Below are 26100 nucleotides of genomic sequence, written 5' to 3'. Positions count from 1 at the left end.
CCGCTGTAGCCCCTATTTGGTAAACGCCAGTAATAAGCAATATGAATTCTGGCAGAAAGACTCACTGGCTGTTGAATTGTATAGCAGAGAGGTAGCCTTTCAAAAATTGGACTATATCCATAACAATCCTTTGGCTGCACATTGGAATCTTGTTACCCATCCCTGTGATTATGAATATTCTTCCGCATCATTTTATGAATTGGGAGAAAATAAATATACCTTTTTAAAAGATTTAAGATTTGAGTTTTAATTTCGCCCCGGCTCCTGTCTTAGCGAATCTAACGCCCCGATTCGTGTCTCCACGAATCGGAATAAGAAGCTTCGTGAAGACACGAAGCTTGGCCACACAAAGCTTGGCTTAGAATGATTTTTAACGAAAATACAAATCACGATAAACATACGCCCCGGTTCGTGTCTTCACGAATCGGTATAAGAAGCTTCGTGAAGACACGAAGCTTGGCTATGGGTGTTTCTACAGAAGCCCAAATGCCTAACCTGTCGCAAGCCTGTAAAACGGCCGGATCCTGAGGGTAATGCGCTATGCGTAAAAAATTACCTCCCATTTCTTTCAGCAATTTCACATCTCTTACATGCATAGCATCCGGTAAGGCATTTCCCAAGCCTTTAAAATCCTGGTGCCTGCTTGCGCCAATCAGCTTTACCGGTTTTCCATTCAGGAAAAAACCTTTGGCAGCATCAAAACCATACCACCTGAATCCTAATGGATTGCTTATTTCATCTACTTTTTGGTTAGTATCAGCATCGGTAATAGTGGACACCACACGGTATAAATACGGGTTTTCTATCGACCATAGATTGGGATCCTGGATGTTCCTGATCTCCTGGTTAAAGGTTATTTTCTCACCTGCTTTTGCGCTGAAGTTGTTTTTTTGAACTGCAATCAATTTCCCCTCAGCATCAAAAATCTGATGGCTGATCACCAGGTTTCTGTCAGAATCGCTTTTATTTACAAGGGCCCCTTTCAGGTTTACAACCGCGGTATGATCTGTTACAGATGGGGTAGTGATAAAAATTCCGCTTGAGGCATTATTTTCGGCAGCAAAATGAACTTTATTGATAGCTTGTAAATAAACATCACGATAGATACCACCGAAGAACGTGTAATCTCCGGAAAGGGGCGGAATATCATCATTATGGCTATTATTTAATTTTACTACAAGCTGATTGGCTGCATTTGCACCATTTTTATATGTTAAGTATTTGCTGATAAGAAAACTGAAGGCAGTATAGCTTCCTGTATGTTTTCCTACCAGTTTACCATTAATAAATACTTCTGCAACCTGTGCCGCTCCTTCGAAGAAAATATACACATCCTTTTCTTTCCAGCCGGCTGGCACATAAATAGTTTTTTTATACCAGGCATCTCCCCTATAATAACCAGGCTCATCATCCATTACATCTTCGGCATTCCAGGTATGAGGTATGGATATTCTTTTCCAGGTATCTGATGAAGATATTTTAGCCGTGTCGCCTTTAAAAAACAACCAGTTACTATTAATCGTAGCAACTAACCTTTCCTGTGCCGTTATTGCAGAAAGAAAACAAATATTAAGAAGGAAGAATGGTTTCAAAAACTTCATCTGATATAAATAATTCTGATATAAATAATGTTGTATCGTTTATAATTTAATGTGTCCCTGGTATCGCTCTTTTATCCTTTTTCATAACCAAAACTTACAGACGACAAATTTTCCAGTTGCTGAAAATCATCTCTAAACAGGAGTTTTACAGATAAAAGGCTATACTTTAGTTTTATAATTGTTATGAATCTTAGCTGTAATTTCCCGTCAGCTAATCAGAAACATAAAGCCAAATGTAGGTCTCCGGGGTGTGCCCGATGGTAGAAATTTCATGCATTCTTCATATAAAAATGTTGCAGCGCATTTTTCTGAAAAACACACTCATACGGCCCAACAGCCTGGTTAGCCTTGATTTTTGATAAATCAAAATTGATGCTTATGTGAATAAAAGTTATAAAATCAGCCGCTAAGCTGCGTAGTATTTAAGGGATTGCAACCAGAAAAAAATAACCGTACAGCAGTTGATTAAAATGTTAAAGAAAAAAGAGAAGATAACAGTTTTGGAACAGGCAATACTGGTACTAAGTCAAAAGGCAAAATTATCTTAGCAGGGTAATGTTAACAAATTTCCTTATCTCAACAGCAAATATCAAGGCCGTTATTAGAATCAAAGTACAAATAAGCTGATACGGTATTATTGTGTTTTCCTGATTATTACCACTTTTTCTATGGCTATTGATTTTAGCTTTCTATATTTGCAATATTTTAATCATAACCATGACAGTTTTATCGGATAGAATTAACAACCTGGCAGAGTCGGCAACCATCAAAATGTCTAAACTGGGCCGGGAATTAGCAGCAAAAGGCGTTGATGTGATCAGCCTGAGCCTCGGAGAAACAGATTTTTATACCCCTGATTTTGTAAAATCGGCCGCTAAGGAAGCCATCGACCAGAATTATTCTTACTACACTCCGGTTACCGGTTACCCGGATCTGCGGAAAGCCATTGCCGCCAAACTGAAACGCGAAAACAACCTGGAATACGGCATCGACCAGATCGTAGTTTCAACAGGCGCCAAACAAGCATTGGCCAATGTGATCATGTGCCTGATCAACCCCGGCGACGAAGTAATTATCCCTACACCTTACTGGGTATCGTATTCAGAGCTGGTTAAGCTGGCAGAAGGCGAATCGGTATTCATCAATACATCTATTGAAAGCGACTTTAAGATCACCCCTGAAGAGCTTGAGGCGGTTATTACGCCTAAAAGCAAGCTGTTCATGTTCTCATCGCCAAACAACCCTACCGGTACCGTTTATACCCGCGATGAGCTGGCCGCTTTGGTAAAAGTGTTCGAAAAGCACCCGGAGATCTACATCATTTCCGACGAGATTTACGAGCATATCAACTTCATCGGCAAACACACCTCTATTGCCGAGTTTGAAAGCATAAAAGACCGCGTAATTGTTATTAACGGCTTATCTAAAGCCTATGCCATGACCGGCTGGCGCCTGGGTTATTCAGCCAGCAACAAGGAAATTGCCGCTGCCTGCGATAAGCTGCAAAGCCAGATCACTTCAGGAACCTGCTCTATTACCCAGCGTGCCGCTATTGCAGCTTACGAAGGCGGATTAGATACCGTTCATGAAATGAAGGAAGTTTTCCTGCGCAGAAGAGACCTGGTTTACAGCCTGTTAAAAGATATTGACGGATTAAAGGTTAACCTGCCCGGAGGCGCCTTCTATTTCTTCCCGGATGTAAGCTCATTTTTTGGTAAAGTAAGCGATGATGGCGAGGTTATTAAAGATGCCGACGATTTAGCGCTTTACCTGCTGAACAAAGGGCATGTTGCTACCGTTAGCGGCGACGCGTTCGGTGATCCGAAATCGATACGCTTATCGTACGCTGCTGCCGATGATAAATTAGTTGAGGCTATTAAACGCATTAAATCTGCCCTTGCGCAATTAAAGGATGGAAAACCTGTTCCGGCAGTTTAATAACCTGAATATACTTATTGTTGGGGATGTGATGATCGATGCCTACCTGTGGGGTAAGGTCGACCGCATCTCACCAGAAGCCCCTGTGCCGGTTGTCTCCGTTAACAAACGGGAGAACCGGCTCGGCGGTGCTGCAAACGTAGCACTGAACGTACGGGCATTAGGCGCAAATCCCATAATATGTGCCGTTACCGGCGATGACCTGGATGCAGCAGAGTTTCACAACCTGTTAAACGAGCTGAACCTACCCGCCGAAGGGATTATCAAAGACCCTTCACGGCCTACCACGGTAAAAACCCGCGTTATTGGTCACAGCCAGCAGATCGTTCGCATTGATTCTGAAAATGATGAGCTGCTGGACGAAGAAATGACGCAAAGCCTGCTCCATACCATCCGGAAGATCATTGAAAGCAGGCCTATACATGCCATTATATTTGAAGATTATGATAAAGGCGTGCTTTCGCCTTATCTGATCACCGAAATTGTAGAACTGGCCAACCAAAAGCAGATCATCACCGTAGTTGACCCCAAAAAGCGCAATTTCCTGGATTATAAGGATGTTACACTTTTCAAGCCCAATCTTAAAGAATTACGCGAAGGGCTGAAAATTTCCATTGACGCTTCGTCTCCCAACGAGGTTGAAGATGCCATCAGCCTTTTACAGGATAAGCTGAACTGCAAAATGGCTATGGTTACCCTGTCTGAGCGTGGGGTGTACATCAGCTCGGCAAAGGGCAAACAACGCATTCCGGCCCATATCCGCAATATTGCTGACGTTTCCGGCGCCGGTGATACCGTGATTGCAACCACAGCCGTATGCCTGGCATCCGGTATGGATGAGTTTACCACCGCAGCCATTGCCAATTTAGCCGGCGGTTTAGTCTGCGAATACGTAGGCGTAGTTCCTGTTGATAAAGAACAACTGCTTAACGAAGCGCAAAAGAAGATTTAGGTCTTCTTCTCCCGATTACAGCTTCCATCCTATCTTTACTTCCTTTACCCTGAACAACAGCAAACTGTATTCAGGTAAAAGCCCTGTCTGCCTAAAACTCAGCCAAACCATCAATGCGTACCGTTGTTGTAATTTCATCTGCCACTACCTATGACATTAACTGATATTATCATTCGCGAGATACGGTCGCGGGGGCCAATAAGTTTTCATGATTTTATGGAAATGGCCCTGTATTATCCTGAATTGGGTTACTACACATCGTCAAAAGAAACTATTGGTGAACAGGGCGACTATTATACCAGTCCCTGCCTTACCCCGCCTGTTCGGTGAAATGATTGCCACACAGATCGAGGAAATGTGGGCTATATTAGGTAAAACCGACTTTACCATTATTGAATACGGCGCCGGAACTGGTCTTCTATGCCGGGATATTCTTAACTACCTAAAAAACAATAAAGTTATGTATAATAACCTCAACTATTGCATCATTGAAAAAAGCCCGGCCATGCGTGAAAAAGAGAAGGCTCATTTATGCGAGAAAGTTAGCTGGCACAGCTCCATACAGGATATTCCGCATACCTCGGCCTGTGTATTATCCAACGAAGTGCTGGATAATTTCGCTGTGCACCCGGTAATTATGCAACAGGAGCTTATGGAAGTATTTGTTGATTATAACGAAGGCTTTCATGAGGTTTTACAACCCGCTTCGCCGGAGCTTCATACCTATTTGGAACAGTTGCAGGTAAGCTTACCCAAAGGCTTCCGTACCGAAATAAACCTTGAAGCCAACCATTGGATACAAGAAATTGCCCAAGCTCTGAAAAAAGGCTTCGTTATAACCATAGATTACGGTTATCCATCCGATGAATTTTATCGCCCTTACCGGAGCGCAGGAACCCTGCTTTGCTATAACAAGCACCAGGTAAACACTCATCCCTACCAGGATATTGGCAGGCAGGATATTACGGCTCATGTAAATTTCTCTGCTTTACAGCACTGGGGGGCAGCGTATGGCCTGGATTGTTGCGGGCTAACCAGTCAAACACGGTTTATGCTCGACCTGGGACTGACCGAACATATACGCCGAATGGAGAAAAATAATGAACAATCGGCCGATATAGCCAATCAAACCCTCATGTTACATACCTTCCTTATGGAAATGGGCAATAAATTCAAAGTATTGGTACAACAGAAGGATGAGCACCTGCATCACCTTTCGGGATTAAGACTTGCCCAATTCATACAGTAACAAAATGATCAAACGGCATCCAGCGGTTTCCGGGTTTTATTTTTTTGCGACTTAAACTGGCTCGGCGTAAGCCCTGTAACTTTTTTAAATTGTGCCGATAAATGCGCCACGCTACTATATCCCATTAAATAAGCTATCTCTTTTAGCGACAGCTCGTTATATGTCAGCAATTCTTTAACTCGCTCTGTTTTCTGGTTAATAATATAATGCTCAAGCGTAACGCCCTCAGCTTCCGAGAACAGTTTGCTCAGGTGAGAATAATCGTAATTCAGCTTATCGGCAATAATATGACTGTATTTTTCTTTAGGGATATCGTCTGTACGATGAACCAGCTCTATAACAATATGTTTAATATTCTCTACTAACCGGTCTTTCTTGTCGCCAAGCAGCTCAAATCCCAGGTTATGCAAGGCTTGCTCCAGTTGTTGCAGGGTTTTGGCCGGTACCTCTTCTTCCTGTAAATCTACTTCACCCAGCGCCAAGTTAACCGGATGCAGATCCAGCTTTTCCAACTCAGCCTTAACCACCAGCTTACAGCGGTCGCAAACCATATTTTTTATATACAATTGCATAATTTCTACGTAATAATACAAAATATCCTGCCACAAAAAACATAGAAATTGAGTATAATTACCATGAAATGATAAAGCAGCCAGATACTTCCACTTCTACCGTCCCCGAGTTATATGTTATTGGCGCAGGTCCCGGCGACCCGGAATTAATTACTGTGAAGGGGCAGCGTATTCTGCAGCAGGCAAAAGTAATTTTGTACGATAACCTGGCCAATAAAGATCTATTGGCTTTGGCTCCTGCAGATTGCGAGCTGATCTACGTGGGTAAGCTACCTTATGACGATCTTGCTACCCGGCAGGAAACTATCCATGAGCTTATCCGTGAAAAAGCGTTTGAAAAAGGAAGCGTGGTGCGTTTAAAAGGCGGCGACCCGTTTATTTTCGGCCGCGGATTGGAGGAAGTGCTTTTCGCCCGTTCGCTGGGAATTAAAACGTATTACATTCCGGGCATTACCAGCATGCAAGCCGCCGGATTAGAGGATATCCCCCTGACCCACCGTTCGGTGAGCGAGGGTATCTGGGTGGTTACCGGCACTAAGAAAGACGGTTCGCTTTCTGATGACCTGAAACTGGCGATGCACAGCAATACCACCGTGGTAATTTATATGGGTATGAAAAAACTGGATGCTATAGCCGAAACCTATATTCATTCCGGTAAGGGCGATATTCCGGCAGCTATTATACAGCATGCTTCATTGCCTCATAAAAAGTTTGCCCGCGGTTTGGTGAAGGATTTGCCTGCTATGGCCCGTGAAAACAATATTACTCACCCGGCTATTATTATTATCGGCCGGGTTGTCGCGGTGGAGAGCCTGCAATAACATTGTATTGATAATCTGATGCCTGAGCAAACAGTACATACCGTTTATACCATTGGACATTCTACGCATACTATAGCAGAATTTATTGCCATGCTTCAGCCATACGGTATACAGCTCCTGGTGGATGTCAGGCGTTTTCCCATGTCGAGGAAATTTCCTCAATTTAACGAGCAAAACCTGCAAAAATCATTAGCCGGTGTTGATATTCAATACATTCACCTGGCCGATTTAGGTGGCCGGCGTAAGGCTGAAAAAAATTCGCCCAATACCCGCTGGCATAATGAAGCCTTTCGGGGTTATGCCGATTATATGGAAACGTCTGCCTTTAAAAAATCGGTGAATGAACTGGAACATCTTGCATTAGCGAAAACAACAGCTTATATGTGCTCTGAGGCCGTATGGTGGCGTTGTCATCGCTCCCTGATCTCTGATTATCTGAAAGCGAAAGGCTGGCGGGTGATGCATATTATGTCGGCCGATAAAGTGCAGGAACATCCGTATACGGCGGCAGCCAGGATAAAAAATAATAAGGTGTTTTATACCGAGGATACATTGTTTGATAATAATAGTAAAACCGATGAAAGCAAAATTTAAAACAGGCGACCACGTGAGCTGGAACTCAGAAGCAGGCAGGGTTTCGGGAAAGATCATCAAAGTACATCGCAAGGATTTCGATTACAAAGGCTATACGCATCATGCCGATGCAGATAACCCGCAATACGAAATTAAAAGTGATAAAACAGATCATATAGCTGTGCACAAAGGTGCAGCCTTAACCAAAATTAAGTAAATGGGAAATACGTTAGCTGATAACATTATCGCTTTCAATAAAAACCTGCATTATACCGGCGAACTACCAAACGGTTTTGGTGTGTTAAATCCTTTTAAGGATAACCCGGAGACCATGCAGACCATGGAAGCATTTTATTACAAATTTTACAACGACAACAATGCACGCCGGTTTATTATTGGTATCAACCCCAGCAGGCACGGTGCAGGCTTAACCGGCGTTCCGTTTACCGATACCAAACGGCTTGATACGGTTTGCGGCATCAAAATGCACAGTGCTTACTCGCACGAGGTATCATCTGTTTTTATTTACGATCTGATAGCACAATATGGCGGAGCCAGCAAGTTCTATGCTGATTTTTACATTAATTCGCCGTTCCCGCTGGCCATTATTCGCAATAATGGGATGGGCAAATGGCTGAATGCCAATTATTACGATGATAAGGCGTTAATGCAATGCGTAGAGCCGTTTATGGTACAATCGCTGCGACAGCACATTGCTTTGGGGCTTGATACTTCGGAGGTTTATGTATTGGGTAAGAAGAATGCTTCGTTCATTAGCCGCATCAACCAGAAAGAAAAGCTTTTCGATAACATCGTGGTGCTGGAACATCCCCGCTACATCGAGCAATACAGGTCAAAAGACAAAGAGAAGTATTTGTGTAATTACCTGTTGGCGCTTCAGAAAGCAAAACTTCCTGATTTATAATAAAAAGGCTGTCCGAAAAATCCTTAACGTCATTTTGCTTCCAGGTACTCGATCGGACAAAGGACTTCTTCGAAGAACAGGACAACGAAAACCGGGCTTTTCGGACAGCCTTTTGGATAATATTTCTACGAAAATGCTACACCACCGTTAATGTCGATATTTGTTCCGGTGATAAAGCTGGATTCATCTGAGGCAAGGTAAGCAACCAGATCGGCAACTTCTTCTGCCCTACCCTCTCTTTTCAACGGAGTAGCATTGGCTACATTGGCACGTACTTCGGGCTTGGTAAACACATCGTGAAATGTAGTGGCAATCATACCCGGCGCCACTGCATTTACCCGGATGCCTTTAGGCCCTAATTCCTTCGCCAGCGAGCGTGTGTAAGTCATCAAAGCTCCTTTTGCTGTAGCATATACGCTGGCTCCGGGGCCGCCGCCGTCGCGACCGGCAAGTGAAGTGAAATTGATAATGGCCGAACCCTGCGGCATGTACGGAACGGTTTCACGACTCACCAGGAAAACTGATTTCAGGTTCAGATCCATCACGAAGTCCCAAAACTCCTCATCCATTTCTGTAATAGTTTTCCGGGCTACCAAACCTCCGGCAACATTTACCAGAATATGTATTTCATCGCCAAATGCTTCACGTGCTTTATTGATCAGGTTTGATACATCAGCGGCTTTGGTCATATCGCCATGCACAATAATGGCTTCACCTCCCTGTTGTTTTATCAGCTCTAATGTTTCTTTTGCCAGTTCTTCCTGCTGAAAGTAATTAATTACCACTTTGGCACCTTCACGTGCCAGTTTTAACGATGTGGCCCTGCCAATATCACGGGCTCCTCCGGTAATCACCGCAACTTTATTCTTAAGCTTCATAAATTATGTATTTGTTGTTTTAGTTTTTGTATAAATAAACCGGATGCACAACCAGGCAACGGGTACAAGAACCGCTCCCAGTATAAAAAATCCTTCGTAATGCTGCCGGGTAATAGCCGGAACGGCCCAGGTGGTGAACAGTGTGCCTATCACCGCCGTTGTACCGCCTAAGCCGGCAACCGTGCCTACGTTCTTTCCGTGAAAATAATCGCTTGGCAGCGTTTGTATATTGCCAATTACGAACTGGAAGCCGAACAGCGTGGCGCTGATCAGGCCAATTATAATATCCGGGCGATCTTTAAAATCTTCCAGGAAGAATGCGGTTACAGCCAGCGATACAAGCATGATGACACTGCCTATTGCTATCGCTTTTTTCCGGGCTTTTGAGGCTGCCATTCCTCTTTTTATCAGGTATGCCGAGTAATACCCGCCCAGTAAGCCGCCTATGGCTGCAAACAGGTACGGAACCCATGCAAAAGCGCCTATCTCTTTGATATTAAAATGGAACTGCTCTTTTAAAAATGTGGGTAGCCAGGTTACAAACAACCACCAAACGGGATCGATAAAAAACCGCGACAGGATAATGCCCCAGGTATCTTTAAACCGCAGCAATTGTTTCCAGGTATACACTTCGGTCGCAACCTCACGTTCGGCAGGTTTTGCCCGGTTATCCAGTATATAGTTTCGCTCTTCTTCGGTTATCCAGGGATGTTTATCGGGCGTAGCCTTGTTAACCACCAGCCACGGAATAAGCCATAAAAAACCTAGCACAGCTATCAGTAAAAAGCTCACTTTCCAGCCAAACGCTAAGTATAACAAGGCAATTACCGGCGCCGAAACCACCGATCCCAACGATGCACCTGCACCAAAAATGCCCTGTGCTATGGCCCGCTCCCTGGCCGGGAACCACTCGGCATTATTTTTAGTTGCCCCGGGCCAGTTACCAGCCTCGCTCACACCCAGCATAAACCGGAAAACATTGAACGATGCCAGCGACCGTGCCACCGAATGCAGGGCAATAGATATGCTCCACCCCACAATGGACACAGCCATGCCCAGCCGGGTGCCGATGCTGTCCATCATTTTACCAGTAAGGGTCTGCCCGATGGCATAGGCTATCATAAAAAATGTGGTGATCAGTGCCAGGGCATTTTTATTATCAACATCGGCTATGCCAAAATCTTTATAGATATACGGCCACATGATGTTGATAGCGCTACGGTCAATGTAATTGATAACCGTAGCCAGCGCTATCAGGCTAATGATATACCATCTTAATCCTCTGATCTTCATACTACTTGTCTAAACCAAGGCTTTTCAGGAAATCTGCAATTGCCTTGTTCACCTCACGGTTTTTATCTGCATCAAACTTTCCGTGCTTACCTCCGGGGACGGTCATAAACTTTACGTTAACGCCGGCTTCCTTTAATTTCTCAGCCAATGTAACAGATTCCTGGTAAGGCACTGTCGGGTCGGCATCACCATGTACAATAAAGGTGGGTGGTGTATTTTTTGAGACATAGGTAACTGGCGATAGCGACCGTGCAAAGGCTTCGTCTTTGGCCCGGCTGCCCAGCCAGTTGGTAGCCGATTTGCTGGTAATGTTTGGTCCGTAAGCCCAATCCCAAACGTCGGTAATACCGTATTTATCTACTATTGCGGCTACTTTAATATTATCTACGCCGGGACAATTCGTATCATAAATATGATTATTGCCCAGCATTCCGGCCATTAACGCAAGGTGTCCGCCGGCACTACCACCCATTACCACGATCCTGTTAGGATCGATATTGAGTTTTTTGGCGTTTTTTATCAGGTAGATCAGTGCGCAACGTACGTCTTCTACCGCTGCGGGCGCCGTTGCCTGTGGCGTCAGGCGATATTCTACATTGGCTACACCAAAGCCCATCTTAAAAAAGGTTGAAAACCCGGTTTGTGATTCTTTGGTTCCGTGGTTCCAGCCACCACCGTGGATGTTTATCACTATGGGAGTAGCTTTTCCTTTGTTTGGCGGAAGGTACAGGTCCATCCGTCCATCCCAATCGCCAACTTTGGTGTATACTACATCAATTTGCGAGGTATATCCTTCGGGAAATTCTACTTTTTTTACGGGCGCCGTCTCCTCCTGTGCGTAGCTGCTGTTTAACGCCGTAAAAAGTAAAACGGCGGTGCTTATTTTCCTTATCATTTTCTGATTATTTACTGGTTAAAAAATCCTCACGGTGAGGGCTGAATACATCGATCAACAGGCCGGGCTCTATGCAAACGCAACCGTGCATAACATGCGGCGGAACATAATAACCATCGCCGGTGCGGATAATACGCACTTCTTCGCCAATAGTCATTCTGAACACACCACTTTCTACGTAGGTTACCTGCGAATGCGGATGTTGGTGCAACTCACCTACGGCATCTTTTTCAAACCTGGCCTTTACCAGCATGATCTTGTCATCATAACCATAAATTTTACGTTGCACGCCGTTACCGAGGTCGTTCCATTGAGTTTCTGCTTCAATCTGAAATAAACTGCTTTGTATCATCTTGCTATTGTTTCTTTTCTATTGTTGGATTGCTGTTATTGTTTATGTTTAATTGTTGTATTGTTAAATTGCTTATCCCGGGTAAGTTTACTTTTTATTTTCAATCCCAAACCCCGAATTGCCCGGGACAATATCGGCTTCGCTCAACTTTTTACTTTTCACTTTTTACTTTCAGCTCAATTACTATTTCTCTATCATAATATCAAACTTTATGGTTGACGTTCCGGTAGAAGAAGTAGCTTCTTTTACCCGGATTAGTGCATTTTTATGTGTTGTGCCTCCATTGGCATCCGGTATGCGGGCATAGATCAGGTAAGCGCTGGCAGTATTAAACACGCTGGTTGTGGCTGATGCTGAGGGATCATACTTAGCCGAACTTCCTCCAGGTGCAGCTATCGAATTGGCATCAAAAAAAGCATCATCCAGTTTATCAATAGCATCGGCATTATATAACGCGTACACATTATCTATTCCGGTTGTACCGGGAACCAATACGCGGAAGCGGGTTGCCCGTAAAACCGATTGATTACTTATTACCCACGATGTACCGCTACATTTGTAATTAGCAGCTACATTGGTGGTATTGGTCGGACTGTAAAATGCCGGGCCGGTACTTGTTCCATAATACAAAAATGCCATAGTTGCCTCATTGGCACTGATATCGCAATTACTGCCGGTAGTGCCATTACTGTCAAAAAAGATGGTGTTGGTTGCCGTAGTTTGACCTGTCATGAACACATCCTTATAAAGCGTTGTATAGTAAACAATATCTAAGGGGATAATAAGCTCGGCCTGTAAACCATCCGCATCTTCGGCCACCACTTTGATATGAGCGGCACGCTTGCGAAACGTATAATCGTAGCTCATGTTATAGCTCAGCGCATTGTTCAGGTTACTGATGCTGCCTACCAGCTCATAGCTGCCCTGGTAATCGTCGTAAATATCGATCCGTTTTAACCCGGTTACAGAAGTAATGGTACCGGTAACCGGTGTTGTACCGCTCTGATTAGGTGTTATGGATGCGGCAAAGCCTGTAAACTGCGGCTTGAATATAGAAACATCTACCGGCATATCGATAATCAGCTCGTTAACCTGACCATAGATATCGGTTGCTGCTACTTTTATATGCTGTGCTGCTTTCCGGTATTTATAGGCATAATCTACGGCATATTGCTTAACATCATTTAAACCGGTGATACTGTTTACCAGCACATACGTATTTTCTGTCTGATAATCATCATATATGTCTATCTGCTTCAATCCGTAAGCTGATGTAACCGTACCTTTTATCTGGGTATTCCCGCCATTAATATCAGCCGTAAGGCTTTGAGGAAAACCGGTTAACTGTGGTAGATCGGGATCAAAGAATGTAATGGTAATAAAACCTTCAAGTGAGCTGTTATCCGCCTGTTTCACCATTACTTTTACGCCTTTTACATGCGCCATATTATTAACCGGAAATGATGCTGCCGGTATGGTCAGGGTGTAGTCACGCGGCAGATCGGAAGTATTATTGGTGACATAGATCAATGAATCTGTAGCGTTGCTGCGTACCAGGTAACAATATACAAAGCGTATACCCTGCCCCGAAGTAATTTCAGCTTTTACGTCATCATCGGGCGTAAATTTCTGATTTGCCTTATTGAAGGTATAACCTTCGGCAGTTACAGTACCGTCTCCCGAACTGAGCTCATCCTTTTTGCAGGATGATATGCTGAACAATGCGCCCACAAGCAGCAGGCACATTGATAATTTTAAAAATGTTTTCATTATCCTGTCTTTTTATTAATAACCCGGATTTTGCTGTATGGTAATTTCATTATTGGTATCAATTTCACGCTGTGGTATGGGCAGCAACAAATGCTCCTGTGTAACGTTAGCCTGTAACGTCTCCAAAGCTATTACCGGTTTGTATTTACTGTAATGTGATTTGTATTCGGATGCGTAATAATTACGTATCGCTGTAACAGCCTGCCCGTTCCGTTCCAGGTCAAACAAACGCTGGTTCTCAAAAGCAAACTCCAGGCGCCGCTCGGTTAACAAGGCGGTTAAGAAAGCATCGGATGTAGTGATGGCATTGGCTCCGCTTGCCGGATATTTATAAAATGCCGCGGTAAATGAACCGGTAGTGTAATTGCCGGCCCCTGCCCGCTGGCGTATCTGGTTAATGATGCTTACGGATGTTCCCGAGGAGCCGTCAAAGCCTGTTGCTTCGGCTTTCATCAGCAGTACATCCGGGAAACGGATAACCGGAAAATCGTTCTCTGCATCGTTCTTGATAACCACTTTGGATATAAATTTATTTACATAATATGGCGTAGAACTGGTAAAAACACCAATGTTCACCGGCTTACGGGCATCAGAAAAACTGCTTGTTGAGGATATATAGGCTGCGTACAGATCTGTTGTGGGATAATTATAACCGCTGCCATCGCCGTTTACAATGGCATCGCCGCTGCTTGCCGGTGCAAACAGGTTGGCCATGGGATTGCCCAGGCCTACTAATCCTGCTTTATAGCGCACAGCAAACAGTATTTCTTTATTCATCTCATTGGTGATGGAAAATACCCTGTCGTAACTGCTTTCCAGCCCGTAACCGCTGTTATCAATGATATCGTTAAGCAGTGTAAGGGCATCGGTTTTACGTGGTGTTGGCAACGTTAAATATACTTTTGCCAGCAGCGCCTCGGCAGCCCAGGCATTGGCCCTGCCTAAATCGGCCGACGGTATCTGGCTATAGGTATTTTTAGGAAGCATTTCTGCTGCTGCAAGCAGATCGGCCATAATTAACTGGTAACATTCATCTACCGACGAACGGTTAACCTGCTTGGCGGCTTTGGGATCTAAGGGTTCTGTGACCAGGAAGACGCCGCCGAACAGACGCACGAGGTTAAAATAATGATATGCCCGCAGGAACAAAGCCTGTCCGGCCAGCTCGGCTTTTTGTGCATCGGTTACCACTGCTGTCGGCTGCCCGTAAACCAATTGCCCGTTCTGGTACGTTATGCCCAGGCTTCTGAGCACATAATTGATGTTACGGATATTTTTATACGAGCTAAGCCAGTAATTATATACCTGCTGATGCTGCGGACTTACCATATACAGGTTCAACTGGTTCAGCTCAATATTCGGGTTACTGGTACTGCTGGTTGCACGCTGCTTGGATATATCGCTGCGAAGCTCGGTCATCATCCACTCGGTGGTAAGCGGTTCCTGTAAACCATTATAACATCCCGTAAGGGCTACATTAACTTCGGTATAATTCCGGTAATAGTTTGAAGCCACTTCGTTTGAAACCGGGCTGACATCTATTACTTTTTTACAGGAGCTTATGCCTGCCAACAGCAGCACAATTACCTGTATTTGTATGATCTTTTTCATCTCTTTATGCCTTTATGGTTTATTCTGTTCTATCGGATTCTAAAAATTAACATCGAGGCCCAGGGTAAATGTACGATTCACCGGGAAGCCACCACGCTGGTATCCTGCCACTACGGGCGAAGCATAAGCCGAAGAGGTTACCCGGGCTTCGGGATTGATTCCGCGGTATGATTTTGCCGTAACAAAAAATACATTGTCTGCCGCAGCATATAATCGTAGTGACTTAACCGACAGCTTTTTAAGCAACGGCTTCTGGAAGGTATATCCTAAACTCACATTACGTAAAAAAGCATACGATGCATCTTCAACAGCATAATCGGTCAGCAGCACATCGGCGGCTATACCGTTGGTGTAATACGGCGTTTTTCCGTCGCCGGGATTTGCCGGACTTACCCAGCGATTATCCGTAAAATTGCGGTTCAGCTTTTTGGTTTCGTTGTAATATACATCGCCATCAATGAGCTGGCCGCCCTGTGAACCCTGGATAAGAAAATTCAGATCGAAGTTCTTGTACCTGAAGCTGTTGTTAATTCCCCAGGTAAAATCCGGGAACGGCGAGCCTATTACGGTTCTGTCCTGTTCGTCAATTTTGTTATCGCCGTTAAGGTCTTTTAGCTTTAGACCACCTTCCTGGAAATACTTTTGCAGGATGGATGTCTGCCCGGCGGCTACGGCTGCATCGGCATCGGCCTGCGAAAGCCATACCCCGTCGGTTTTATATCCGTAAAACTGGATATAAGGCTGTCCGACAATGGACGCATAAATTTCGTTGCGCTCGCCATAGTTGTACTGGTAAGGTTCGCCGCCTAATTTGAGCAGCTTATTGCGGTTCGCTGAGAAGTTAAGCGATGTGTTCCATTTAAAGTTTTTGTGATTGATGTTGGCCGAGCTTAGCTCTATTTCCAGACCATGATTCTGGATCTTACCGTTATTGTTCCAGAAAACGTTAGACCCCGTAATGGATTGCGTGCCTTGCTGTAACAATAATTTATCGGTTTGCGAACGGTAATAATCTACGGTTAACGTGAACCTGTTTTTAAGAAAACCAAAGTCAACGCCGGCATCAAATGAGCTGGTGGTTTCCCAGGTAATATCAGGCCCGAATATTACTGCATTATTGGGCGACTGTCCCTGCGATACTGTACCGGTGCCATCACCAAACGAATATGTGGTTTTGTATAACAGATCGAGGTATGAAAAATCCTCGATCCGGTTATTACCGGTCACCCCGTAGCTGGCCCTTACTTTTAAGTTGTTCATCCAGCTTTGTGATTTCTGCATAAAAGGCTCGCTGCTAATCACCCAGCCTCCTGAAACCGAGGGAAACCATCCCCAGCGGCGGCCATCCCGGAACTTAGAGCTGCCATCTGTACGCAGGCTGGTTGAAAAAAGATACTTTCCTTTATAATCGTAATTAATACGTCCCAGGTATGAAAGCAAGCCAATTGGCGTCCTGGTGGTATAGGTTTGCAGCTGATCGATATAAGCAGCCTGACTCAGGCTTGTAAAATCATCGGAAGGTGAATCTGAACCTACGATATTCGACTCATCCAGCGTGGTCTTTTGTACCGTATAACCTAACAACCCACTAAAGTTATGGCTGCCAAAGCTGCGATTATAATTCAGCGTATTTTCCCAAAGCAGGTCGATCGTTCTAAGGGTATGAATAGTGCCTGAATTAACATCTCCATCTTTACGGGCATTGCTCTTGGTAAAGGTATCGTCCTCGCGGTTACTGTAGTAGGCGCTTACCGAAGTTTTAAACACCAGGTCTTTGGTAAAATTGTAGCTCAGATCGGTACTACCCTGAAAGCGGTAGGTGGTAGAATAGCGGTTTTCGCGATTGGCAATAGACAATGGCGTGTTATTCTGGGTAGAGAACGGCTCAATAGTTCCGCTGCTTGTCCAGAAAGAGCCATCAGGCATCGTACCTGCATAATACAAATTGGTAAAATGACGTGCCTGGGCATAATCTCCCGGACGGATATCAGCCCATTGCGCATTCTGATCTACAAACTCTGCCGTAAATGGTGTATGATATACCGGCAGGAAGGAATAAAAGCGATAGTAATCGGTAAAGTTTACCGCAGGCCGCCGGGTTTTGGTATAAGTAGGATTGATATTTACACTAATATTTAACTTAGGACTCAGATTTGCGTCTATCCGGGCTTTAAAATTTCCACGATTGTTCTCGCTGAACTTCATCACCCCCTGATCCTGCTGCAAATTGCCTGAAACATAATAACGCAAATCTTTTTTCCCGCCGGATGCTGCCAATTGTACGTTATAAATGCTGGCATCGCGTAAAGCTACCTGCTGCCAATCGGTTGGTGTACCGCTAATCTGGTTTTCGATGATATACGCGGCACGCTCGTTTGCGGTTATCAGGTTCTGGTTTGCCGTTGCAACCGATGGATCATTGGCCCGCAAGGCGGCTTCAGCGAACAGTAAATTGGTATATTCGGTAGTATTCATTATGGGCAACGTACTGTATGCCTGCTTAATGCCGTAATAGGTTTTAAAGGTAAACTTCGGCCTATCGGCCACACCCTTTTTAGTAGTTACAATAATTACCCCGTTTGCTCCACGAGAACCGTAGATAGCTGCCGATGCAGCATCTTTCAGCACTTCGATGGATTCTACATCCTGCGGGTTAACGTATGCCAGTCCATCTTCTATCGGGTGACCGTCTACTACTACCAACGGATCGGCATTGGCGCTGATAGAGCTTGCCCCGCGGATGCGCAGTGTTGGCTCTGTACCAACCTCAGAGGTATTGTTCTGAACGGTTAACCCGGCCAGTTTCCCGATCAAGGCATTATCCAGCCGCGATGTGGGAATTTCATCCAAATTATCATTCTTCAGCTTGGCCACAGCGCCTGTTAAATGCGATTTTTTTACCGTACCATAACCTACTACCACCACTTCGTCCAGGTCTTTAACTTCTTCTTCCAGCTTTACATTAATGGTTTTACGGTTATTTACAGCAACAGTTAGCGGCTTAAAACCGATATACCTGAACAGCAGTGTTCCTTGTTCAGGCACGCCTTTCAGAACATATTTTCCATCAATACCGGTAGTAGTACCGGTTGCCTTACCTTTTATGGTGATGCTTACGCCTGCCAGCGGCTCGCCCCTGGTATCGGTAACTTGACCGCTTACGGTGATATCCTTCAGAAGATATGTCAAACGGCTATCCGGCACTGTGGTTTCGGCAGCTACAGGATTAAAGTAACCAAGCAATGCAATGGCGCAAACCAGGGCGCTGCTACGGCAATTAAATAATCGTTTTGGTTTATAATACATGATCTTTCGTTTTATTTTAGCGTTGGTTAATTTATCTGCACATTAGAAGTGTTATCGGTATAGTTTATAGTGACGGTATAGGTATGTTTTTTATAAGCAAATGAGAATGAAGTTTGCTGCTTATCGTCTTTGATCAGGCTTAGGTTACCCGATCTCTTCACTGAACCCACCACCGTTTCTGCTATGGGATCAGTTGCACCGTGGGTTTCGGTAAGTGAAATAAAAGAGCAGCCATTATTAGCTTTCTGCGACAGGATGAATGCTTTTTCATTCCTTAAATTATTTTGCGGATCATTAGCGCCCACTGTAACAAACTGTACTTTCATGCCTTTGCCTGCCAAAAACGAGGTAGTGTAAAAGCGCTTGTTATTGAGCACTGTGATATAGCCCTGGTCTGTGACATCAGAAACGGCATTTAACCATAAGTGCTGATAACCGAAGTCTTTGCCTAAAGCCTGCAAATTATTGCTATTAAATACGGTTTTGAACGAGATATCGGTAATGTGCCCCTGATACCAGAATGGCAGATCGTATTGGTGCGGCTGGTCTGATAACGTTTTAAACACGTCGATCAGTAATTCCTTGTCCGCTCCTTCCGGCTTGAACAATATGCTGGTACGAACCAGGGCAACATCCTTGTAAGCGTGCTCTTCTTTTACACTTACTACCTGTAAGCCGGGTTTATCTGAGAAGGACAACAGTTTGGGATAATATTTTTCAGCATCGCCTACTTTGGCCTTAAAATGCGACGTTTGATCGACAACTACCGTATTATGCGCTACCGTTTGCTTCGCCCAGCTTTTATTTTCGGGCAGGTAGCCGCCACCGCTTTTGGTATCAATGTTCAGGAAACGGGCTGAACCGTAATCTGAAAATACTTCAGTACCGTGATCATAATATAACAGGTTCAGGCGATCAAAATGGCCGTGCCCCATACCCTGAGCGGCGGCTTTCACCACCACGCATTGCTGGTCGGTATTTTTTCCATAACGGAGCACGCCTAAACCGCCTTCGTCGCCTTTGTTTCCATCTCTGAACCACATACTTTTATAGCGGAAAGGCTGTGTTTTACCTTCGGCAACGGCTTTAGCCACTTTCAGGCCGGCATCCGATACGATAACCTGGTTTTGCTGCTGTGCAATATCCAGCAGATCGGCAGAACCACCCATGTCACTGTATGCCAGATCAACGCCGTAAACCAGCTCTACCGATTCAAAGCTTTTGTCTTTTATAGCATCGTTCAGCGGGAAAAACAGCCCATTGGTATAAGTTAGCTGTAACGAGGTATTGATTGCCTTGGCTAACACCCCGTTTGCATAATTGTAGATATGCATTTGCGGTTGGTATTGCTGAATGGCCTTGGCAAATATCACGAACGGTAAAATGGCATAACGCTGGTAATACGGGCCTTCGGTATAATACCCGACGGGCGAAAATAATTGCTGCAATTGGGCCAGGTAGCCGGTTTTACCATCTTTTGCGGAACCTTTCAGGGCCATCTCCACATATTCGGGCTTATGCAGCACATAACCGGTCATGCCTACGGCAGCCAGACACCACGTACCGTGATTATGAATGAGATTAAAGGTTTTGTAGCAGTCTTTAGTAAAAAAGTTCAGGATGGGCATGAACAGGTGCTGCTCAATGGTTGCACGATCTGTGGCCGGAATAGCATCGTATACCAGATCATATCCTTGTATTACGTGTACCTGCCATACAAAATCATTCAGCGATTGCCAGAATATGCGACCGGGCTCCTCATCTTTGGCTTTTGGATGCATGGGCCATTTTTCGTACTGATCGGCATATTTTAACAGGATGTTACGTACATAATCGGCATATTTTTTCTCTCCGGTTATCTGGTAGGCAATGCCGCAATTCAGAATGTTCTGGTAATTCCTTTTATGCTGCTCATGCGTGGGTCCACCGCCGCCATCCTTAGGAACAGGAACTTCTATCGGGCTGTTTATCGCCTTATCCGCATCCGCTTTTACCTTTATAAAGGAGCTTTTCAATAACGGATATTGCTGGCATCCCTGGCGTACCGCAGCAACATTGCCTTTAGTCAACATCATGTTAGGATGTACCTGGGCAAAGCAGCTACAGGAAAAACACAGGAAAATAAGAGCCCTTATCACTTTATTCAAGTAATTCATTATCAATTAATTATGTATTTTATTTAATTATCTATCAGACTATAATCGCTATCAGATTTATGATTCATCGATCAGGCGCTTGGCTTCAAAGCCGGCACGGCTAACCTGGAATATCTCATCCAGGTGACCTGCCATTGCATTTTCAGCAGCATCAATATCTTTATTAACAAGCGCTTCGAATATGTTACGGTGTTCCGGGATTGCCCGTTGTCCCCGTCCGTCGCCGCAAATTTTACTTTCAACAATGTTCCTTATCAGATCAGGGATGAGAATAAAGATCATCGATTCAATGATCGTGTTTTTGGTTGCCTTTGCAATCTGCATGTGGAATAACATGTCTTCTTCTACTGCCGGCAAACCTTCGTTAATTTTGTTCTCGTAATCAGTAAGAGCAGTTTCAATAATTTTCAGATCTTCATCGGTACGGCGTTCGGCAGCAAGTTTCACAGAATCGAGCTCCAGGTAATAACGGGCTTCGATCAGCGCATTAAAATCATCTTTGTTAAACTTAATGATATCGGTTATGAGGTTATCCAGCACCTTAATGCTCAATCCCGAAACGTATGTTCCGCTTTGCGGCGACGTTCTGAGCAGGCCATAAAATTCAAGACGCAAAATGGCTTCTCGGACGTAGCTGCGGCCCACGCCAAATTTTTCTGCCAATACACGTTCTGCCGGCAACCTGTCCCCGGGTTTTAATTGGCCCGATACAATCAGCTGTTTTAGCTGGCTGATGATCTTATCAACTGTAGATTCTACCTGTATGGCTTTAATATTTTCAATAAAGGAACTCATGATGTAAGTTGAAGGTTAAAAGCTAATCAATCATTTATTTTTGTCTAAAATGTGAAAATTTACTTACTTATTCTTTATGATCCGGAAATCATCAAACCTGATCTCCTCATCACGTATATAATCCGGATACAATAAGCTGCGGTACATTCCCCATTTCGGCCGGCAAAACGTGGTCTGGCTGCGCCATAAATCTATGGATGACGTGCTGTATGAAAGCAACACCTTCTGCTTATCTACACTCTTAATCGTAATTTCATATTTACCTGTTCCGCCAAATGTTACGTTTTCTGTCACTTCCACCCAGCTTCCTTTAAAGGGCGCCAAATCTACCGACGCAACCTTTCCTAAAGAGGTATTTACATCCGAACCACCGGTATGGATCAGTTCCAGTTGGTCGCCATCTTTTTTATAACGTGCCGTTAGCGTAATGATAGGCATATCGGCATCACCGTCACCTGGTTTTATCTGGTGAATATGGGTAAAGCCCGGCGATGGCTGAAAACCGGCATCCAGCTTAAACTTCCATTTATACGTAAAGCTTTCGCCGTTATGAGCAATTAAGCTATCAGGCGATTGATCGTAGGTTTTGATCTCATTCCGCTGCCGGTCTGTCTTACCGTTACACCGGTCATTGTCCGGTGATTTATGCAGGTAAAATGCAAATACATATTTTTTAAGATCGTTATCATATACTTCACGGATATGCTTTCCAAAGTCAGGATGCGCACAATCCGGCGCTTCAACCACATCGCCCTTTCCACCCAAAACACTGTTGATCAACGCGTAAGTATCTTTACTGCCGGTTGCGGATAATAGAGCGCCCTGCTGCTGAGGAGTACTCACCGGGGGATTAGTGTCTTCTTTTTCTTTGTTTGCTGTTGCCGTTCCTTTTTTACAGGATGAAAAACCGGCTAAAACATGACACAACAATATTAATGACAAGAAAGTTCGCTTCATCTGATTTGGTTATCCAATTAATTGGTTTACCAAATTTAGATATTATTATTGGAATAGCAAATTTTGTTTAAAAAAGAATATTAGCAATTGACAGTGGACAAGTGACAGTGGATAATGGACAGTGGACAATTGATGGGGCTTTCTATGAGCTATGAGTAAAATAAAGCTCTCACAAAAGATGTATCCAAACGATAGCTATTATCGAAAATAAAATGCTTATCGTTCAAACGGCAGTGTAATGACCTGTCCGTTTACCATTTGTACGGAGCGGTCTTCGGGGAGGCAACCTTCGTATCGGATAGGAGTATATCTCTAACCGTCAATAAGACGCTCTTTATTTTTTATCCCAGTCTTGCCGCATGGCTTCTAAATTCTTAAGCATTGCTGCCTGCCGGGATGCTTCAACAACAGATGCCCATTTATCAAAACCTGCTCTGTTTCTATCTAAAAAGTACTGGTACATAATATTGTATGCCATTTCGTACTGGTACGTTTTATTATGAGCTTTTTGCAAAAAATCCGTATAAGTATCTTCTGCCTGTTTCGGGTTGTTGAGTTTACAGTAACTATAAACCAATTCTTTGTAATATAAGGCATTATCCGGATCCTGCTTAAGGGCCGCAACCAGAACATCAATGGCCTTTTTATAATTTTGTAATGCATTGTAGGCAAAAGCAAGCTCAAAAACAAGCTTTTGATTTTTGGTATCTTTCTGGTAGATGGCCTCCAGCAAGGGCAAAGCCATATCAGATCTCCCCACTGCATTATACATAGAGCCTAAGGCGGTTTGATAAGTAGAATTATCAGCACTTTTATATATAGACAACCAATCTGGTACAGGTTTTAGCTGAAGCTTCTCCACCTGTTGTGAGGATAAGATATGCACCAGTCTGGTATTTTGGCCTAATCTGTATTTAAAACCCGCCTTAAGAGTGGAGGGATCTATTATTTTTTCAATTTCAGCTCCGTTAACTTTTATTTTCCCTTCGTAGTTTACTGTGGGGCCAGCTACTACATCTAAATAAATGAACCCATAGCCATAAAGAGAATCTTTCTCAGCTTTTGGAAATACCACCTATTTATCTATAGCCTCATAAAAAGGCTTATTGAATTGAAACGGGGATTGGGATTGTGCTTTAGCTTCAATAGCTGATATAAAGAAGGTGAACAGAAGCAAAGGAGTCAAAAATTTCATAACCTACTGATTTCAGGTAAAATAAGCAATTCAACGTTAACAGGTGCTAAGCTATGAAATAACTTTGTAGAAGTTTATTGGTATCTATAAGAAATGCTCCAAAGCCACAAAAGGTTAATGCTTTATTATCTGTATTTCAGCATCCTGGCAACTTCTTAAACCGTCCGGCCCGTTAGGTATTCACTGTCTAACATCTAACATTTCCTGTCCGCCTACGCTATCAGGTGTAACACCTCGCTTATGGGCTGGTCTGAATCGATCAAAATACCGGTCATGCCGGCAGCCTCACCGGCCAATACATCACGTTCGCGGTCACCAATAAAATAAGATCTTGAAGGGTCGGCATTATAACGGGCGGCGGCTTTTTCCAGCATCAGCGAACCTGGTTTACGGCAAAGGCATTTGCCATTGTATTCGGGATGATGATTGCAGTAATAAATATCGGTCAAGGTAATTCCCTGATCCTGGTAAGTCTTTTTCAGCTTCTGATGCATTTGCTGCAATACCTCATCGCTGTACCAGCCTTTGGCCAAACCGCCCTGGTTGGTAATGACAATGAGCAGATATCCCCTGTCCTGCAATTCTTTAAGCGACTTAAAATTATGCTCCAGCACGGTAAAATCCTCCAGGCGACATACGTAATCGCCCATTTCTTTGTTTAGCACGCCATCACGGTCGAGAAATACAGCCTTAGTTTTTTGCATCATGGCGCCAAAACTATTAAAAAATCTGATGCTGGCAATTACGCAGCCTGTAATTTCGTTACCGCTTTATTCTTCAATATAGTTCAGGTCTTTGTTAAAGCTTTCCTTTAGCTGGCTGAGGGCGAACATGGCCACGATGGTCAGAATGGCCGTCATGATATATGCCGCGGTAATGATGTTATACTTTTCAAGGAAAAACTCGAACGCAAATGTGATGGGTATAAGCGAGCCTCTGACAAAATTCGGCGCTGTAGTGGTTACGGTTGCCCGGATGTTGGTACCGAACTGCTCGGAAGCAATGGTTACAAACGTGGCCCAATAGCCTACGGCAAATCCCATGAACAGGCACAGCCAGATAAAACGGCTTTCGGTGATGCCCTGGCTGTTCAGGTACATGCAGATGCTGATCACTGTGAGTACCTGGAAAACCAATACGGTTAAACGGCGTGACCTTGTTACCTGGGAAAATACTCCGGCGGCTATATCGCCTATAGCGATACCAAAATAGGTGTACATTACGCCAACGCCAGCGCTGAGCGGTTGCGCTGCATGAAGCGCCTTGCCAAATTCCGGCGATTGGGTTACCAGGATACCTACCACAAACCACAGGGGAACGCCGATCAATATGCAATACAGGTATTTCAGAAAACGTTTTCTGTCGGTAAACAGCATCAGGAAGTTTCCCCGCTCAATGTTCTTATGCTCGGCTTCCTTGTATATACCGGATTCAAATGTACCTACCCGCAATAGCAGCAGCAATAAACCTAAACCTCCGCCGACAAAATATGCCGTTTGCCAGGTAAATTCATGTGCTATGGTAGTTGCCGTAGCGGCACCAAGTAAACCTACGCCGGCCACGATCATGGTTCCGTAGCCGCGTTTTTCTTTATCCATGGTTTCGCTTACCAGTGTGATACCGGCGCCAAGCTCTCCGGCCAGACCAATACCGGCTATGAACCGTATCAGGGCATACATATTTACGCTGGTTACCAAACCATTGGCGATGTTGGCGATAGAATACAGCAAAATAGAACCAAACAGCACCTTAACCCGTCCCAGCTTGTCGCCGATGATACCCCAGATAATACCGCCTAACAGCAGTCCGAGCATCTGCATATTGATCACAAATTCGCCTTTAGTACGCATATCGGCAGCAGAAACACCAATATCCGTAAAGCTCTCTACACGTACAATGGAAAATAAAAGCAGATCGTAAATATCTACGAAATAGCCTAAAGCGGCTACAATAACTAAGATAATAACGTTCCGGTTTGAGATTTTGGTTTGCGACATTGGTTTAGCTTTTTAACGCGGCTAAATTACAAATCAAAGTGAATAAACAAAATGCTCGCATCTATCTTTTTAAAAAAAATTAAAAAGATAGATATTGGTTCAAATATTTTAGCTCTGACCGGGTTAAGTTTAGAAGCCGGATTGGGTTTCGGGTTAGCATGGAATATGCTTAAGTTGACTTTTGCAAGAGCAAAAATTAAATGTAAGCGAGTGTGGAGGGGTGAGAGAGGTGTTTCTTGTGAAAAGCTAAACCTGTGCTGCTTT

23 protein-coding genes are annotated in these 26100 nt (G+C 44.1%); 8 read left to right on the top strand and 15 right to left on the bottom strand.

The window, feature by feature from the left end; genetic code table 11:
- Positions 1–386: 386 nt before the first annotated feature.
- Complete coding sequence (locus FW774_RS08915) at positions 387–1601, bottom strand: glycoside hydrolase family 2 protein (protein ID WP_197739829.1); 1215 nt, start codon at positions 1599–1601, stop codon at positions 387–389.
- Between the two features lie 717 nt (positions 1602–2318).
- Here FW774_RS08915 and FW774_RS08905 point away from each other — a divergent pair.
- From FW774_RS08905 to FW774_RS08895, 4 genes are all read left to right on the top strand, one after another.
- Positions 2319–3539, top strand: a complete 1221-nt coding sequence (locus FW774_RS08905) for a pyridoxal phosphate-dependent aminotransferase (RefSeq protein WP_187774862.1) — start codon at positions 2319–2321, stop codon at positions 3537–3539.
- Positions 3514–4491, top strand: a complete 978-nt coding sequence (locus FW774_RS08900) for a bifunctional heptose 7-phosphate kinase/heptose 1-phosphate adenyltransferase (protein WP_149347840.1) — start codon at positions 3514–3516, stop codon at positions 4489–4491. The genes FW774_RS08905 and FW774_RS08900 overlap by 26 nt, the downstream gene beginning before the upstream one ends.
- Positions 4492–4641: 150 nt before the next feature.
- Complete coding sequence (locus tag FW774_RS20510; protein WP_197739828.1) at positions 4642–4821, top strand: hypothetical protein; 180 nt, start codon at positions 4642–4644, stop codon at positions 4819–4821.
- 1 nt (position 4822) lies between these two features.
- The gene (locus tag FW774_RS08895) at positions 4823–5740 is read left to right on the top strand and encodes a class I SAM-dependent methyltransferase (protein ID WP_197739827.1); all 918 of its coding nucleotides are present in this window, start codon (positions 4823–4825) and stop codon (positions 5738–5740) included.
- An 8-nt stretch (positions 5741–5748) separates the two neighbouring features.
- Here the strand turns inward: FW774_RS08895 and FW774_RS08890 are convergent, their stop codons facing one another.
- A complete protein-coding gene (locus FW774_RS08890) occupies positions 5749–6312 on the bottom strand; it encodes a helix-turn-helix domain-containing protein (RefSeq protein WP_149347839.1) in 564 nt (187 codons plus the stop codon).
- A gap of 68 nt (positions 6313–6380) precedes the next feature.
- Here FW774_RS08890 and cobA point away from each other — a divergent pair, with 68 nt between their 5' ends.
- Genes cobA through FW774_RS08870 form a run of 4 tightly spaced genes read left to right on the top strand, consistent with a single transcriptional unit; the run spans position 6381 to position 8631 of the window.
- Positions 6381–7133: a uroporphyrinogen-III C-methyltransferase gene (cobA, locus tag FW774_RS08885; RefSeq protein WP_149347838.1), complete on the top strand. Its 753-nt coding sequence runs from the start codon at positions 6381–6383 to the stop codon at positions 7131–7133.
- A gap of 18 nt (positions 7134–7151) precedes the next feature.
- On the top strand, positions 7152–7727 hold the full coding sequence (locus tag FW774_RS08880; protein ID WP_149347837.1) for a DUF488 family protein: 576 nt from the start codon (positions 7152–7154) through the stop codon (positions 7725–7727).
- Positions 7711–7923 (top strand): DUF2945 domain-containing protein, encoded by a 213-nt coding sequence (locus tag FW774_RS08875; RefSeq protein WP_149347836.1) that lies wholly within the window; start codon positions 7711–7713, stop codon positions 7921–7923. The genes FW774_RS08880 and FW774_RS08875 overlap by 17 nt, the downstream gene beginning before the upstream one ends.
- Positions 7924–8631 carry an SMUG2 DNA glycosylase family protein gene (locus tag FW774_RS08870; RefSeq protein WP_149347835.1) on the top strand — a complete coding sequence of 236 codons (708 nt, stop codon included), beginning with the start codon at positions 7924–7926 and terminating at the stop codon, positions 8629–8631.
- A 125-nt stretch (positions 8632–8756) separates the two neighbouring features.
- Here FW774_RS08870 and FW774_RS08865 read toward each other — a convergent pair whose 3' ends face one another.
- The 13 genes from FW774_RS08865 to FW774_RS08805 form a co-directional block, all read right to left on the bottom strand.
- On the bottom strand, positions 8757–9509 hold the full coding sequence (locus FW774_RS08865; RefSeq protein WP_149347834.1) for an SDR family NAD(P)-dependent oxidoreductase: 753 nt from the start codon (positions 9507–9509) through the stop codon (positions 8757–8759).
- Positions 9510–9512: 3 nt separating this feature from the next.
- On the bottom strand, positions 9513–10802 hold the full coding sequence (locus FW774_RS08860) for an MFS transporter (RefSeq protein ID WP_149347833.1): 1290 nt from the start codon (positions 10800–10802) through the stop codon (positions 9513–9515).
- 1 nt (position 10803) lies between these two features.
- Positions 10804–11697 carry an alpha/beta hydrolase gene (locus FW774_RS08855; RefSeq protein ID WP_149347832.1) on the bottom strand — a complete coding sequence of 298 codons (894 nt, stop codon included), beginning with the start codon at positions 11695–11697 and terminating at the stop codon, positions 10804–10806.
- 7 nt (positions 11698–11704) lie between these two features.
- Entirely contained in the window at positions 11705–12049 is a 345-nt protein-coding gene (locus FW774_RS08850) for a cupin domain-containing protein (protein ID WP_149347831.1), read from the bottom strand.
- 183 nt (positions 12050–12232) lie between these two features.
- Positions 12233–13819, bottom strand: coding sequence for a hypothetical protein (locus tag FW774_RS08845; RefSeq protein ID WP_149347830.1), 1587 nt, complete (start codon positions 13817–13819; stop codon positions 12233–12235).
- 15 nt (positions 13820–13834) lie between these two features.
- Positions 13835–15430, bottom strand: coding sequence for a RagB/SusD family nutrient uptake outer membrane protein (locus FW774_RS08840; protein WP_149347829.1), 1596 nt, complete (start codon positions 15428–15430; stop codon positions 13835–13837).
- A 39-nt stretch (positions 15431–15469) separates the two neighbouring features.
- Positions 15470–18736: a SusC/RagA family TonB-linked outer membrane protein gene (locus FW774_RS08835; RefSeq protein ID WP_149347828.1), complete on the bottom strand. Its 3267-nt coding sequence runs from the start codon at positions 18734–18736 to the stop codon at positions 15470–15472.
- A 26-nt stretch (positions 18737–18762) separates the two neighbouring features.
- Entirely contained in the window at positions 18763–20811 is a 2049-nt protein-coding gene (locus FW774_RS08830) for a heparinase II/III family protein (protein ID WP_242457780.1), read from the bottom strand.
- Positions 20812–20949: 138 nt separating this feature from the next.
- Complete coding sequence (locus FW774_RS08825; protein WP_149347826.1) at positions 20950–21687, bottom strand: FadR/GntR family transcriptional regulator; 738 nt, start codon at positions 21685–21687, stop codon at positions 20950–20952.
- Between the two features lie 63 nt (positions 21688–21750).
- Positions 21751–22644: a hypothetical protein gene (locus tag FW774_RS08820; RefSeq protein ID WP_149347825.1), complete on the bottom strand. Its 894-nt coding sequence runs from the start codon at positions 22642–22644 to the stop codon at positions 21751–21753.
- A gap of 334 nt (positions 22645–22978) precedes the next feature.
- Positions 22979–23719 (bottom strand): tetratricopeptide repeat protein, encoded by a 741-nt coding sequence (locus FW774_RS08815; protein WP_149347824.1) that lies wholly within the window; start codon positions 23717–23719, stop codon positions 22979–22981.
- A 332-nt stretch (positions 23720–24051) separates the two neighbouring features.
- Complete coding sequence (locus tag FW774_RS08810; RefSeq protein WP_242457779.1) at positions 24052–24546, bottom strand: D-glycero-alpha-D-manno-heptose-1,7-bisphosphate 7-phosphatase; 495 nt, start codon at positions 24544–24546, stop codon at positions 24052–24054.
- Between the two features lie 63 nt (positions 24547–24609).
- Complete coding sequence (locus FW774_RS08805) at positions 24610–25836, bottom strand: MFS transporter (RefSeq protein ID WP_149347823.1); 1227 nt, start codon at positions 25834–25836, stop codon at positions 24610–24612.
- Positions 25837–26100 lie beyond the last annotated feature (264 nt).

The organism is Pedobacter sp. BS3 (assembly GCF_008274585.1).
In the GTDB taxonomy this organism is placed as follows: Bacteria; Bacteroidota; Bacteroidia; order Sphingobacteriales; family Sphingobacteriaceae; genus Hufsiella_A.
Note: the sequence above shows the minus strand (reverse complement) of the source record. Positions and strands in the feature narration are given on the sequence as shown.